General features: G+C 72.4%; 10 protein-coding genes. 2 read left to right on the forward strand and 8 right to left on the reverse strand.

The features are described 5' to 3' along the window. Positions 1–91: 91 nt before the first annotated feature. The 5 genes from guaA to guaB all read right to left on the reverse strand — a co-directional run bounded on the left by guaA (position 92) and on the right by guaB (position 6,065). Positions 92–1,711, reverse strand: a complete 1,620-nt coding sequence (guaA, locus tag AC0VX0_RS08295; RefSeq protein ID WP_170079730.1) for a glutamine-hydrolyzing GMP synthase — start codon at positions 1,709–1,711, stop codon at positions 92–94. A 22-nt stretch (positions 1,712–1,733) separates the two neighbouring features. After that, positions 1,734–2,282, reverse strand: a complete 549-nt coding sequence (locus AC0VX0_RS08300; protein ID WP_010080440.1) for a DUF3817 domain-containing protein — start codon at positions 2,280–2,282, stop codon at positions 1,734–1,736. Further along, complete coding sequence (locus AC0VX0_RS08305) at positions 2,279–3,244, reverse strand: SURF1 family protein (RefSeq protein WP_036384661.1); 966 nt, start codon at positions 3,242–3,244, stop codon at positions 2,279–2,281. Before AC0VX0_RS08305 ends, AC0VX0_RS08300 begins: the two co-directional genes overlap by 4 nt. A 47-nt stretch (positions 3,245–3,291) precedes the next feature. Next, entirely contained in the window at positions 3,292–4,428 is a 1,137-nt protein-coding gene (locus tag AC0VX0_RS08310; protein WP_002857600.1) for a GuaB3 family IMP dehydrogenase-related protein, read from the reverse strand. A gap of 92 nt (positions 4,429–4,520) precedes the next feature. Further along, positions 4,521–6,065, reverse strand: a complete 1,545-nt coding sequence (gene guaB, locus AC0VX0_RS08315; protein WP_336644002.1) for an IMP dehydrogenase — start codon at positions 6,063–6,065, stop codon at positions 4,521–4,523. A gap of 185 nt (positions 6,066–6,250) precedes the next feature. Here guaB and AC0VX0_RS08320 point away from each other — a divergent pair, with 185 nt between their 5' ends. Continuing rightward, positions 6,251–7,684, forward strand: a complete 1,434-nt coding sequence (locus AC0VX0_RS08320; RefSeq protein WP_061867093.1) for a dicarboxylate/amino acid:cation symporter — start codon at positions 6,251–6,253, stop codon at positions 7,682–7,684. Position 7,685: 1 nt separating this feature from the next. Here AC0VX0_RS08320 and AC0VX0_RS08325 read toward each other — a convergent pair whose 3' ends face one another. The 3 genes from AC0VX0_RS08325 to groES form a co-directional block, all read right to left on the reverse strand. Then, positions 7,686–9,641 (reverse strand): BCCT family transporter, encoded by a 1,956-nt coding sequence (locus tag AC0VX0_RS08325; protein WP_475451515.1) that lies wholly within the window; start codon positions 9,639–9,641, stop codon positions 7,686–7,688. A gap of 121 nt (positions 9,642–9,762) precedes the next feature. Then, complete coding sequence (groL, locus tag AC0VX0_RS08330; protein WP_123244326.1) at positions 9,763–11,370, reverse strand: chaperonin GroEL; 1,608 nt, start codon at positions 11,368–11,370, stop codon at positions 9,763–9,765. A gap of 108 nt (positions 11,371–11,478) precedes the next feature. Further along, positions 11,479–11,775 carry a co-chaperone GroES gene (gene groES, locus AC0VX0_RS08335; protein ID WP_002857590.1) on the reverse strand — a complete coding sequence of 99 codons (297 nt, stop codon included), beginning with the start codon at positions 11,773–11,775 and terminating at the stop codon, positions 11,479–11,481. A gap of 637 nt (positions 11,776–12,412) precedes the next feature. Between groES and AC0VX0_RS08340 the strand changes: the two genes are divergently transcribed. Continuing rightward, positions 12,413–13,390 carry a hypothetical protein gene (locus AC0VX0_RS08340; protein WP_036315903.1) on the forward strand — a complete coding sequence of 326 codons (978 nt, stop codon included), beginning with the start codon at positions 12,413–12,415 and terminating at the stop codon, positions 13,388–13,390. The last annotated feature ends 39 nt before the right edge of the window (positions 13,391–13,429 follow it).

Here is a 13,429-nt window from a genome sequence, read left to right on the forward strand (position 1 = left end):
CGGTCCTTCCTCCGTCGCCTGGGTCCAGGCGGTCTTCGTGCGGACGGCCGCCCCGGTCAGGGGCGGCCGGATGCGGCGCCGGACGCGCCGCTCACTCCCACTCGATGGTGCCCGGCGGCTTGCTGGTCACGTCGAGCACGACGCGGTTGACACCGTCGACCTCGTTGGTGATGCGGTTCGAGATGCGGGACAGGACGTCGTCCGGGATCCGCGCCCAGTCCGCCGTCATGGCGTCCTCGCTGGTGACGGGGCGCAGGACGACCGGGTGGCCGTAGGTGCGGCCGTCACCCTGCACGCCCACGGAGCGCACGTCCGCGAGCAGCACCACCGGGCACTGCCAGATCTGGCGGTCCAGCCCGGCCGCGGTGAGCTCGGCGCGCACGATCGCGTCCGCGCGGCGCAGCAGATCCAGGCGCTCCTGGGTGACCTCGCCGATGATGCGGATGCCCAGACCCGGGCCCGGGAACGGCTGGCGGTGCACGATGCCCTCGGGCAGGCCGAGCTCGGCGCCCACGGCGCGGACCTCGTCCTTGAACAGCTCGCGCAGCGGCTCGCACAGCTCGAACTCGATGTCGTCCGGCAGGCCGCCCACGTTGTGGTGGGACTTGATGTTGGCCGCCCCGTCCCCGCCGCCGGACTCGACGACGTCCGGGTAGAGCGTGCCCTGCACGAGGAAGCGGACCTCGGTGGCGTCCGGGTCGTGCTCGGACTCGAGGACGATGTCCGCCTGCGCCTTCTCGAAGGTGCGGATGAACCGCTCGCCGATGATCTTGCGCTTGGCCTCGGGGTCGGTGACGCCGGCCAGCGCGGACAGGAAGTCCTCGCGCGCGTCCACCATCACGAGGCGGGCGCCGCCGTGGGCCTCGCCGAAGGCCTGCTCGATCTCGGCGGACTCACCCTCGCGCATGAGGCCGTGGTCCACGTAGACGCAGGTGAGGCGGTCGCCGATGGCGCGCTGCACGAGGGCCGCGGCCACGGCGGAGTCCACGCCGCCGGACAGGCCGCAGATGGCCCGCTTGTCCCCGATCTGCTCACGGATGCGCTCGACCTGCTCCTCGATCACACCGCTGGCCGTCCAGTCCGCGCCCAGGCCCGCGCCCACGTGCAGGAACTGCTCGAGCACCCGCTGGCCGCGGGAGGAGTGACCCACCTCGGGATGCCACTGCACGCCGTAGATGCGGCGCTCGCGGTCCTCGAACGCGGCGACGGGGGCGCCCGCGGTGGAGGCCGTCACGGCGAAGCCCTCGGGCGCCTGCGTCACGGCGTCGCCGTGGGACATCCACACGACCTGCTCGAGGTCCTGGTCCGCGAACAGCACGGAGTCGGCATCCACCGAGTCCAGGCGGGTGGAGCCGTACTCCCGGGTGCCGGTCTTGGCCACGGTGCCGCCGAGGGCGTGCGCGATCGACTGGAAGCCATAGCACAGGCCCAGCACGGGCACCCCGGCCTCGAGCAGCGCCGGATCCAGCTGCGGGGCGCCGGGCTCGTACACCGACGACGGCCCGCCCGAGAGGATCAGCGCCGCGGGCTCGCGCTCCAGGATCTGCGCCGCCGGGGTGGAGGCGGGCACGACCTCGGAGTAGACGTTGGCCTCGCGCACACGACGCGCGATGAGCTGCGCATACTGGGCGCCGTAGTCCAGCACCAGCACCGTGGGCATCACGTCGCTGAGCGGGGTGGGGGTGTCGGGGTGGGGGGCGTTCTGCGTCACCCGTCCAGGATAGTCGAGGCGCTCAGTAGCGCCGCGCGGCGTCCGGGAAGCGGTGCAGCTCGTCCCGGACCACGCGGGTCATGCGCTTCTCCACCACGAAGGACAGGAACGGCACGACGCCGCCGCCGGCCATCGCCAGCAGGCGCAGCGGCTCCCAGCGCATCAGGGACCACAGGCGGAACGAGGCGAGCAGGTACACCACGTACATCCAGCCGTGGGCGATGAGGATGAACAGGGACAGGTTCACTCCCCCGGTCACGCTGTCCGTGGGGTGCAGCCCCAGGCCGTTGGCGTCCCCGTCCAGGGTGGTGCCCCCCGCGTAGAGCTCCACGTGCATGCCGTACTTCAGCACCATCTCCGCCACGAGCAGCAGGAGCATGATGCCGGTGATCCACGCGCACACCACGTAGAGGCGGGTGGCGGAGCGGATCTGCTGCTGGGTGCCGGCGAAACGGCGCTGCTCCCGGCCCGGCCGCGGGGGCGGCTCGGGCAGGTCGGCCTCCGTGATGTCCTCGGGATCCGGCAGGCTGGCCGGGTCCACCGGCTGGGGGCCGGGGTGCTGGGTGCTCATCGGCTCTGCTCCTCTCGGGGCCCACGGGGGCCCGGGTCGCGGGGGTCGGGGCGCGCGGCCCCGTCGTCGTCGTGGTCCTGGCGTGGGTGCGCCGCGGCCTGCGCCGCGAAGGCCCGCTCCTTGGCCTCGCGCGCGGCCGCCCGACGCCGCTCGAGCTCCTCGGCGCGCCACTGTGCGGCCCACTCCTCGTCGAGCCGGCGCTCGTGCTCGTCCCGGACGTGGTCGTCGCGGACGAACCGCCACCACAGGAACAGGGCGAAGCCGGCGAAGAGCATCCACTCCACGGCGTAGAAGACGTTGAGCCAGATGATCTGGGTCTCCTCCGGCTGCGGGGCCACCCACACCGGCTCGAGCCCGCCGGGGCCGGCCGCGCCCGTCTCGGCGCCCGCGGCGTCGACCATCTCGAACGCCGCCACGAACGCCGCGTAGGACGGCTCGTCCCACACGTTCACCAGCTGGGCCGGGGCCAGGCTGCGGTACAGGAGCCGGTCGGCGGTGTCCTCGGCCGCGGCCTCACGCGGCAGCGGCCCGTCCGGGGGCAGCAGGCGCCCGGTGACGGTGACCTGCCCGGCGGGCGCGGGGTCCACGACGTCGGCGTCGGCCGACCAGCCGCGGACCACCGGGACGACCTCGCCGTCCGGGGCGCCGGCCACCCGCAGGGCCGTGACCGTCCAGTAGCCGTCGCGGCCGTTCAGCAGGCGCGGGCCGACCAGGACGTCCGTGCCGGGCACGAACTCCCCCTCGACCGTGACCACCTGGTCGGCCTGCGAGCCCAGCAGGGCCTCGTAGGGGCGCACGTGCTCCAGGAACGGCACGGCGTTCTCGGTCTGGGTGCGCGGCGGCGGCGCGTTCGTCTCCGCGGACTCGAACTGCCACTTGGACAGCGCCACGAAGACCGCGGCCGCCACGAGGGCCAGCACCAGGGTGGCCAGCCAGACGGGCTTGAGGGCGGTGCGCAGCACGCCGTATCAACTCTTCCGGTCGGGGTGCCGCCTCGGGGCGGCGGGGATCAGACGGTCTGGGTGGGGGTCACGAGGACCTCCACCTTCTGGAAGTCCTTGAGCTCGGTGTAGCCGCAGGTGGCCATGGCGCGCTTCAGGCCGCCCATCAGGTTGGACGTGCCGTCCGCGTGGCGGCCGGGCCCCCACAGGACCTCCTCGAGCGGAGCCACCTGGCCCACGTGGGTGCGGTGCCCGCGCGGCAGCTCCGGGTGGGCGGCCTCGAGGCCCCAGTGCCAGCCGCCGCCGGGGGCGTCGGTGGCGCGGGCCAGGGCGGCGCCCAGGACGACGGCGTCCGCACCCATGGCGATCGCCTTGACGATCTCCCCCGAGGTGGAGACGCCGCCGTCGGCGATCACGTGCACGTAGCGGCCGCCGGACTCGTCCATGTAGTCGCGGCGCGCCTCGGCGATGTCCGAGATGGCCGTGGCCATCGGCACGCGGATGCCCATGGCGCGGCGCGTGGTGGTGGACGCGCCGCCGCCGAAGCCGACGAGCACACCGGCCGCGCCGGTGCGCATCAGGTGCAGGGCCGGCGTGTAGCCGGCCGCCCCGCCCACGATCACGGGCACGTCCAGCTCGTAGATGAACTGCTTGAGGTCCAGCGGCTCCTGGGTGGAGGAGACGTGCTCGGCCGAGACGGTGGTGCCGCGGATGACGAACAGGTCCACGCCCGCCGCCACGACGGTGCGGTAGAACTCCTGCGTGTTCTGCGGGGTCAGCGAGCCCGCGACGACGACGCCGGCCTCGCGGATCTGTGCGAGGCGCTCGGTGATCAGATCGGGGCGGATGGGGGCCGCGTAGGCCTCCTGCAGCTTGCGGGTGGCCTCGGTCCCGGCCGGGCCGGCCTCCAGGGCGGCGATCTCCTCGAGCAGCGGGCGCGGATCCTCGTGGCGGGTCCACAGGCCCTCGAGGTTGAGGACGCCGAGACCGCCCAGCCGCCCCATCGCGATGGCGGTCTCCGGACTCATCACGGAGTCCATGGGCGCACCGATCACGGGCATGTCGAACGTGTAGGCGTCGATGCGCCACGTGAGGCTGACGTCCTGGGGATCCCGGGTGCGCCGCGCGGGCACCACGGACACGTCGTCGAGGGAGAAGGCCCGGCGGCCGCGCTTGCCGCGGCCGATCTCAATCTGGTTCGTCACCGGGCCAGCCTAGCCCAGGCGCCACGGGGCGGCGCCGACCGTGTCGTCGGCGCCGCCCCGTCCGGGGGCTCCCCCCGGACCCGACGTGCGGGTCAGCGCGAACGGTAGTTCGGGGCCTCGACGGTCATCATGATGTCGTGCGGGTGGGACTCCTTCAGGCCCGCCGCGGTGATGCGCACGAAGCGGCCGTTCTCCTTGAGATCGGCCACCGTGGACGCGCCCGTGTAGAACATCGTCTGGCGCAGGCCGCCCACGAGCTGGTGGACCACCGAGGCGATCGGGCCCCGGAAGGGCACCTGGCCCTCGATGCCCTCGGGGATCAGCTTGTCCTCGTCCGGCACGTCCGCCTGGAAGTAGCGGTCCTTGGAGAAGGAGCGCGTGCCGTTGCGGGTCTGCATGGCGCCCAGGGAGCCCATGCCGCGGTAGGTCTTGAACTGCTTGCCCTGGTAGAACACGAGGTCGCCCGGGGACTCGGCCGTGCCGGCCAGCAGGGAGCCGAGCATCACCGAGTCGGCGCCGGCCACGAGGGCCTTGCCGATGTCACCGGAGTGCTGCAGTCCGCCGTCGGCGATCAGCGGGACGCCCGCGGGGCGCGTGGCCTTGGCCGCCTCGTAGATGGCGGTGATCTGCGGGACGCCGACGCCGGCCACCACACGGGTCGTGCAGATCGAGCCCGGGCCCACGCCCACCTTCACGGCGTCCGCGCCGGCGTCGACGATCGCCTTGGCGCCCGCGTAGGTCGCGGCCTGACCGCCGATGACGTCGACGTGCGCGGCCGCCTTCTCCTTCTTCAGGCGCGCGATCATGTCCAGCACGCCGTGCGTGTGGCCGTTCGCGGTGTCCACCACGAGGGCGTCCACACCCGCCTCGACGAGCGCCATGGCGCGCTCCCAGCCGTCGCCGAAGAAGCCGACGGCGCCGCCGACGAGCAGCCGGCCCTCGTCGTCCTTCGCGGCGTCCGGGTACTGCTCCGCCTTGTCGAAGTCCTTGATGGTGATCAGGCCGGTCAGGCGGCCCGCATCGTCTACGAGCGGCAGCTTCTCCACGCGGTTCTGGGAGAACAGGTGGATGGTCTCGGCGCGCGAGACACCCTCCTGCGCGGTGACCAGCGGCATGCGGGTCATGGCGGTGTCCACCGTGCGGGTGGCCCACTCCTCGCGCGGGATGAAGCGGGTGTCGCGGTTGGTGATGATGCCCAGCAGCGTCATGTCCTCGGCCACCACCGGCAGGCCCGAGACGCGGTACTGGGCGCACAGCTCGTCCAGGTCCGCGAGCGTGGCGTCGGGGCCGATGGTCACGGGGTCCTTGATCATCCCCGACTCGGAGCGCTTCACGGTGTCCACGTGGCGGGCCTGGTCCTCGATGGACAGGTTGCGGTGGATGATGCCCATGCCGCCCTGGCGGGCCATGGCGATGGCCAGGGGGGCCTCGGTCACGGTGTCCATCGCCGCGGAGACGATGGGGATGTTCAAGCGGATGTTGCGGGTCAGCCGGGTGCCCGTGTCCGCGTCCGCGGGGATCACGTCGGTGGCGTTGGGCAGCAGCAGGACGTCGTCATAGGTGAGGCCGAAGAAGCCGAAGGGATCCGAGGAGGAGTGGACGGGCTCGGGGCTGGGACCGGTGCTGGTGTTGGTCACGAAGGCGCCTTTCGGGACGGGTGTTTCCGCGATTCTATGCCCGGGGGTCAAACCGGCGACCCGGGTGCGGGCCACGTCACAGGGCCCCCGCGCTGGGCCACGCGGGGGCGAGACGGACGTCACCACGACGTCACATGGCGCAATCCGTTTCGTCGCCGTGGTATTGGACCGCCTAACCTCCCCGGATGAGCACCGCACAGTCCTCCCCCGCACCGGCGCCCCGACGCCGGCTCCCCGCCTGGACGTCGAACTTCGGCTGGCAGATCGCCGCCGCCCTCGTCCTCGGCCTCGTCCTGGGCCTGATCGCCCGCGCGACGGGGCACACCTCCGAGCACCCGACCTGGCTCGGCGAGACGCTGGCCACCGTCGGCAGCATCTACATCAGCCTGCTGAAGGCCACGGTCGTCCCGCTGGTCTTCTTCGCCGTCGTCGCCTCCATCGCCAACCTGGCCCAGGTGACCAACGCGGCCCGCCTGGCCGCCAAGACCCTGCTGTGGTTCGCCATCACGAGCCTGATCGCGGTGCTCATCGGCCTCGCCGTCGGCGTCGTGCTGCAGCCGGGCGTGGGCACCGGCCAGACCGCGCCGGCGTCGTACCAGGCCAAGGACGTCGGCTGGCTCGACTTCCTGACCTCCCTGGTGCCGGCGAACTTCCTCGGCCTGACCGTCAAGACCACGGCGGGCGAGGACGGCGCGCTGGCCTCCTCCCCCACGTTCAACGTGCTGCAGATCCTCGTGATCGCGATCGTCGTGGGCGTGGCCGCGCTCAAGGTCGGCGAGAAGGCCGCCCCGTTCCTCACGTTCTCCCGCTCGGTGCTCGCGATCATCCAGAAGCTGCTGTGGTGGATCATCCGCCTGGCCCCGATCGGCACCATCGGCCTGCTGGGCAACGCCGTGGCCTCGTACGGCTGGTCCACGATGGGCACGCTGGCCAAGTTCGTGGTGGCGATCTACGTGGGCCTGGCCCTCGTGATGCTCGTGGTGTACCCGGTGCTGGCGCGCTTGCACGGGCTCTCCGTCAAGCAGTTCTTCACCGGCGTGTGGCCGGCGTTCCAGCTCGGCTTCGTCTCCCGCTCCTCCCTCGGCACGCTGCCCGTCACCCAGCGGGTGGCCGAGCGCAACTTCGGCGTGCCCACCGGCTACGCCTCCTTCGCCGTCCCGCTGGGCGCCACCACCAAGATGGACGGCTGCGCCGCGATCTACCCGGCCGTGGCCGCGGTGTTCATCGCCCAGTTCTACGGGATCGACATGAGCCTGAGCCAGTACGCCCTCGTGGCACTCGTGTCCGTGCTGGGCTCGGCCGCGACCGCCGGCACCACCGGCGCCACCGTGATGCTCACGCTCACGCTGTCCACCGCCGGGCTGCCCCTCGAGGGCATGGCCCTGCTCCTGGCCGTCGACCCGATCGTGGACATGGGCCGCACCGCCCTCAACGTGTCCGGCCAGGCCCTCATCCCCGCGCTCGTGGCCTCCCAGGAGGGCATCCTCGACCGGGACCGCTACGACGCCCCACGCGGCGACATCTTCGGCGAGGACGAGGAGGAGATCGTCGAAGCCCGCGCCCACGCGACCGCCGACTCCCGCGCCCAGCTCGTCGGCACCCCGGAGCCGCGCGCCTGAGTCAGCGGCCGGACGGGCCTGCTCCGGCGGGCCCGTCCGCGCCGTCCCCGTCCCCCTCGTCCAGGTACTCGCCCAGCACGTAGTCGTAGTCCACGGGGTTCCCGTCCTCGTCCGTGCGGCGGTACCAGTCGGTGATCTCTGCGGCGGTGGAGTCGAACCCCTCGCCGGCCGCGTACCAGCTGCCCGGCGGGGTGCGCTCCACCGTGAACGCGAAGTCGTCCCCGTACTCCACCAGGCCCCGCACCGTCGCCTTCTCGACGGCGGCCCGCTGGTACCGGTCACGGATCGCGAAGGGGTCGTTGGCCAGTTCGCGCTGGAGCGCGACCGCCATGAGGACGAGCACCACGGTGAACGGCAGCGCCGTGATGGTGATGAGGTTCTGCAGGCCGGTGAGCGCGGTGTCGCCGCCGGTCAGCAGCATCACGACCGCGATGCCCGCCATGCACAGTGCCCAGAACACCGTGATCGTGCGGCGCGGGGCCGGGGCGCCGCGCTGCGAGAGCTGCGAATTCACGATCGAGGCGGAGTCCGCCGTCGTGATGAAGAAGACCGCCAGCATGACGATCACGACCGGGGCCACCAGCCCGCCGCCGGGCAGCTGGTCCAGGACCACCCAGAAGATCTCCGCCGGCGCGGGCAGCGACGCGGCTGTGCCGTCCGGCGCCACGGAGCCCTGGGTCCGCTGCAGCCAGATGGTGGTGCCGCCGATGATCGTGAACGCGCCGACGATCACCGCGGCCGGGATGAACAGGGCCCCGAGGACGTACTGGCGGATGGTCCGACCCTTCGAGATCTTCGCCATGAACACGCCCACGAACGGGGCCCAGCTGACCCACCACGCCCAGTAGAAGATCGTCCAGCTGGAGAGGAACTCCTGCATGTCCTCCCCCTGGGCCATCGAGGCGCCGAGGGCGTCCGGGGCGGAGGAGACGTAGTCCATCAGGACGCCGGGCACGATGTTCAGCAGGAACGCCGTCGGGCCGACGACGAAGAAGAACAGCGCCAGGCCGAGGGCGAGCAGCATGTTGATGTTGGACAGCCACCGGATGCCGCGGGCCACACCGGACACCGCCGAGAAGATGGTGCCGATCGTGAGCACCACGATGATCCCCAGCGCCACCGTGTTCCCCGGCGCCGACCAGCCCGAGACGATCTCCACGCCGCGGCCGATCTGGAGGGCGCCGATGCCCAGCGAGGCCGCCGTGCCGAACAATGTGGCGATGATCGCGAGCCCGTCGATCAGGCGCGCGCCGACCGAGTCGCTGCGCTGGGAGTCGCCGAACAGCGGCGCGATGATCGAGCTCATCAGCGGCACCCGGCCCCGGCGGTAGGACACGTAGCCGACCGACAGGCCGACGACCGCGTAGATCGCCCACGCGTTCACGCCCCAGTGCAGCGCGGCCTGGGCCAGCGCGCCCGTCACCGCCTCCTCGCTCCCCGCCTCGTACGCCCCCGGGCGCGGGGCCAGGTAGTAGGTCAGCGGCTCGTACGGGCCGAAGAAGATGATGCCGATGCCGATGCCGGCCGCGAAGAGCATGGCCGACCAGCTCGCCGTGGAGTACTCCGGCTTCTCCCCGTCCAGGCCCAGCGGGATCTCGCCGTACCGGGAGAACGCCAGGACCAGCAGGAACACCACCATCCCGATGGCCAGCAGGACGAACAGCCAGCCGGCGTGGACCATCACCCAGTCGAGGGCCGCGCTCGAGACGGCCAGCACGGCGTCCGGCTGCAGCACGCCCCACACCACGAAGCCGACCACCAGCAGGCCGACGACGGCGAGGATCACCCGGTCCACGCCGTAGCGCACCCGGCGGTCCTCCACGGACACGCCCGGCACGAGGGCCGGGTGGATGCCGTGCGGATAGGAGAACTCGCGGACGAAGCGGCGCAGCCGTGGCCGGGCCGGGGCCCGGGTCGGGTGGGACCCGGTGGGACGGGGCGGCGTGGGTGTGTCCATGGGCACACCCTAGAGGGCGCCCCGGACGGCGGTCGTCTCCCGCCCGCACGACGACGGCCCCTCACCCGGGCGGGCGAGGGGCCGTCGTCGTCGACCGGCCGCGTCAGGGCCGACGGAGGGGTCAGTGCTGGTGGTCGGCCTCGTCCTCCTCGGCGGGCTTGTCCGCCACGAGGGTCTCGGTGGTCAGCACGAGGGCCGCGATGGAGGCGGCGTTGGCCAGCGCGGAGCGGGTCACCTTGACCGGGTCGATCACGCCGTCGGCGATCAGGTCGCCGTAGACGCCGGTCTTCGCGTTGAAGCCGTGGTTCGGCTCCAGCTCGGCGACCTTGGAGACCACCACGTAGCCGTCCTCGCCCGCGTTCTGGGCGATCCAGCGCAGCGGCTGCTTCAGGGCCTTGCGGACGATGTCCACGCCCACGGCGGCGTCGCCGGTCAGGGCCTGGACGTCGGCGTCGGTGTCGAGCGCGGTCAGCGCGTTGATGAGCGCGGTGCCGCCGCCGGCCACGATGCCCTCCTCGAGGGCGGCGCGGGTCGAGGACACGGCGTCCTCGATGCGGTGCTTGCGCTCCTTGAGCTCCACCTCGGTGGCGGCGCCCACGCGGATCACGCCGATGCCGCCGGAGAGCTTGGCGAGGCGCTCCTGGAGCTTCTCGCGGTCCCAGTCGGAGTCGGTCGCGGCGGCCTCGGCCTTGATCTGGGCGACCCGGGCCTCGACGTCCTCGGCCGCACCGCCGCCGTCGACGATGGTGGTCTCGTCCTTGGTGACGGTGATGCGGCGGGCGGAGCCGAGCACGTCCAGGTCGGCCTGCTCGAGCTTCATGCCGAGGTCCGGGGAGACGACCTGGGCGCCGGTGAGGATCGCGATGTCCTGCATCATGGCCTTGCGGCGGTCGCCGAAGCCCGGGGCCTTGACGGCCACGACGTTCAGGGTGCCGCGGATCTTGTTGACCACGAGGGTGGACAGGGCCTCGCCCTCGACGTCCTCGGCGATCACGAACAGCGGCTTGTTGGCCTGCAGGACCTTCTCCAGCAGTGGCAGCAGCTCCTGCACGTTGGAGATCTTGCCCGAGTTGATCAGGACGTAGGCGTCCTCGAGCACGGCCTCCTGACGCTCGGCGTCGGTGACCATGTACGGGGACAGGAAGCCCTTGTCGAACTGCATGCCCTCGGTGACGTCCAGCTCGGTGGAGGTCGTGGAGGACTCCTCGATGGTGATGACGCCGTCGGTGCCGACCGTGTCGAACGCGCGGGCCAGCAGCTCGCCGACCTCGTCGTTCTGGGCCGAGATGGCGGCCACGTGGGCCACCTCCTGGCCCTCGACCGGGCGGGCGTTCTCCTGCAGGCGCCGCTCGACGGCGGCCACGGCCACCTCGATGCCCTTCTTGACCTCGCCCGGCGCGGCGCCGGCGGCGACCTGGCGCATACCCTCGTTCACGAGGGCCTGGGCCAGCACGGTGGCGGTGGTGGTGCCGTCGCCCGCGATGTCGTTGGTCTTGGTGGCGACCTCCTTGGCGAGCTGGGCGCCCATGTTCTCGTACGGGTCCTCCAGCTCCACCTCACGGGCGATCGTGACGCCGTCGTTGGTGATGGTGGGGGCGCCCCACGCCTTGTCGAGCACCACGTTGCGACCCTTGGGGCCGAGGGTGACCTTGACGGTGTCGGCGAGCTTGTCGATGCCGGCCTGGAGGGCGCGGCGTGCGTCGTCGTTGAAAGCCAGCTGCTTGGCCATGACGGACGCTCCTTTCGTTCAGGGAGTCAGGGGGTGCGGGGACGCGAGGGGCCCGGGGCGCGCGCACCGGTGCGGTGCGCGCCGCTCACCGGGCCCGTCGCGGCGGGGTCACTTGGTGACGACGGCCAGCACGTCGCGGGCGGAGAGCACCAGGTACTCCTCGCCGCCGACCTTGACCTCGGTGCCGCCGTACTTGGAGTACAGCACCACGTCACCCTCGGCGACGTCGACCGGCACGCGGTTGCCGTTCTCGGCGACCCGGCCCGGGCCCACGGCCACGACCTGGCCCTCCTGCGGCTTCTCCTTGGCGGTGTCCGGGATCACGAGGCCCGACGCGGTGGTCTGCTCGGCCTCCAGGGGGCGGACAACGATGCGATCCTCAAGGGGCTTGATGGAGACAGACATGCTGCACACTCCTTCTTCGTCGACGTGCGGCTCCGGCGGGCTCGCCGGACCGCTGATGCTGTGGTCTGCGGGTGCGCCACGGGCGTCAGACCCTCCGTCGTCGCGGTGCCGGACGGTCCACCTCGGGCATTGGCACCCGGTACCCCCGAGTGCCAGTGCCCACTCTACTCCGGGTTCTGGCACTCCTTCAACATGAGTGCCAGCCGTGTCCCCGCCGTCCGCCGTGGGCGGAGGGCGCGGGGCGCGGTGCGGTGGGATGCCGTGGGGCGGCGGGCGGGGCGGGTTCCGAGCCCAAGAGCACGCGGAGTGGTCACGACTGCGGCCCGCAACCTGTCCCTCCCCCACTCCCCACCCTCCCCCCTCGCCACCCTCCGTGGGCAGAAACCGCACCCCCGCCCGTCGCGTGGGCAGCATCCGCAGGTTTTCGGTCTCCGTGGGCAGAAGCGCCCTCTCTTCTGCCCACGGATGTTGCGTGGGCGGAACTCCTCGCAGTTCTGCCCACCGAGCCATGACGACGTCGTCCCGGCGGGACAACCGGCCGCCGCCGAGTCCTGCACAGCCGGCCCACCCCGCGCCGGTGTGCACAGACACGCGGCCCGCCCGGCCGTCGTCAGGCCGACCGCGTCAAGGTCGACCCATGTCCTTCGCCCCCGATCTCCCCCTCGTCCCCGTCTTCACCACCCGCGACGTGCTCGAACGCGGTCTGCCGCCCAGCCGGGTGCGGCGGTCCGACGTCCTCCGCCTCGCCCGCGGCATCCACCGTCGCCGTGACATGCCGCTGCGCACCTGGGAGTCTGCCGGGCTCCCGCCGCCGCACCACGGGGTCGGCCTCGACCTGCTGACCGCCCTCCTGCGGTCCCGTCCCGACGCCGTTCTCTCCCACGAGACGGCGGCGCACCTCCACGGCCTCCCGCTTCCCCCGGGCGGGGCCACGCGACGCGCCGCCGTCGAGATCACGTTGCACCGCGGCACCGCACGGGCGCGGATCCCCGGCGTCATGGAGCACCGCAGACCCCTGCCCGCCGGCCACGTCACCTCCGTGCTCGGGCTACGGGTGACGACGCCGGAACGGACCTGGCTCGATCTGTGCTCGATCGGCCACCCCTGGGACGAGGCATCCCTCGTGTCGGCGGGTGACCACCTGGTCCGTCACCCCTGGTCCCCGCGCGGCCGGCGGCCTCCCATCACCACGGTCACCGCGCTGCACGAGGCGATGCGGCCGCTCGGGCGGTTCGTCGGAAGACCGCGGGCGACGGCGGCGCTCGAGCGCGTACGGGTGGGTGCCGACTCGCCGCAGGAGACCCGGCTGAGGCTGGCGCTCGTCGAGGCGGGGCTGGGCGAGCCGACGCTGCAGCACGTGTTCGACCCCGGGCGGCGGGACGCCCCCGAGGCCGATCTGTGGTTCGAGGACTGCCGGCTCGTCCTCCAGTACGACGGCGAGGTGCACCGGAGTGCCGAGCAACACGCCCGGGACGCCCGGCGAGACCAGTACTACGCGGAGCGTGGGCAGATGACCCTGCACGTCACGAGCCGGGACGTCGGCGAGGGATACGCGCGGGTGATCGAGGCCGTCCTCAGACGACGGGCACAGGTCTCGAACGGCTGGGATGCCTGACGTCGTCGTCGCGTATGGCCCTGCCGTCCATGCGCAGGG

Source organism: Micrococcus sp. iso_26, assembly GCF_056172975.1.

Bases quoted from the DNA above. Each gene is read 5' to 3' on its own strand.
- AC0VX0_RS08300 (WP_010080440.1), bottom strand. From the start codon at position 2,282: ATGAGCACCCAGCACCCCGGCCCCCAGCCGGTGGACCCGGCCAGCCTG.
- AC0VX0_RS08320 (WP_061867093.1), top strand. From the start codon at position 6,251: ATGAGCACCGCACAGTCCTCCCCCGCACCGGCGCCCCGACGCCGGCTC.
- AC0VX0_RS08325 (WP_475451515.1), bottom strand. From the start codon at position 9,641: ATGGACACACCCACGCCGCCCCGTCCCACCGGGTCCCACCCGACCCGG.
- groL (WP_123244326.1), bottom strand. From the start codon at position 11,370: ATGGCCAAGCAGCTGGCTTTCAACGACGACGCACGCCGCGCCCTCCAG.
- groES (WP_002857590.1), bottom strand. From the start codon at position 11,775: ATGTCTGTCTCCATCAAGCCCCTTGAGGATCGCATCGTTGTCCGCCCC.
- AC0VX0_RS08340 (WP_036315903.1), top strand. From the start codon at position 12,413: ATGTCCTTCGCCCCCGATCTCCCCCTCGTCCCCGTCTTCACCACCCGC.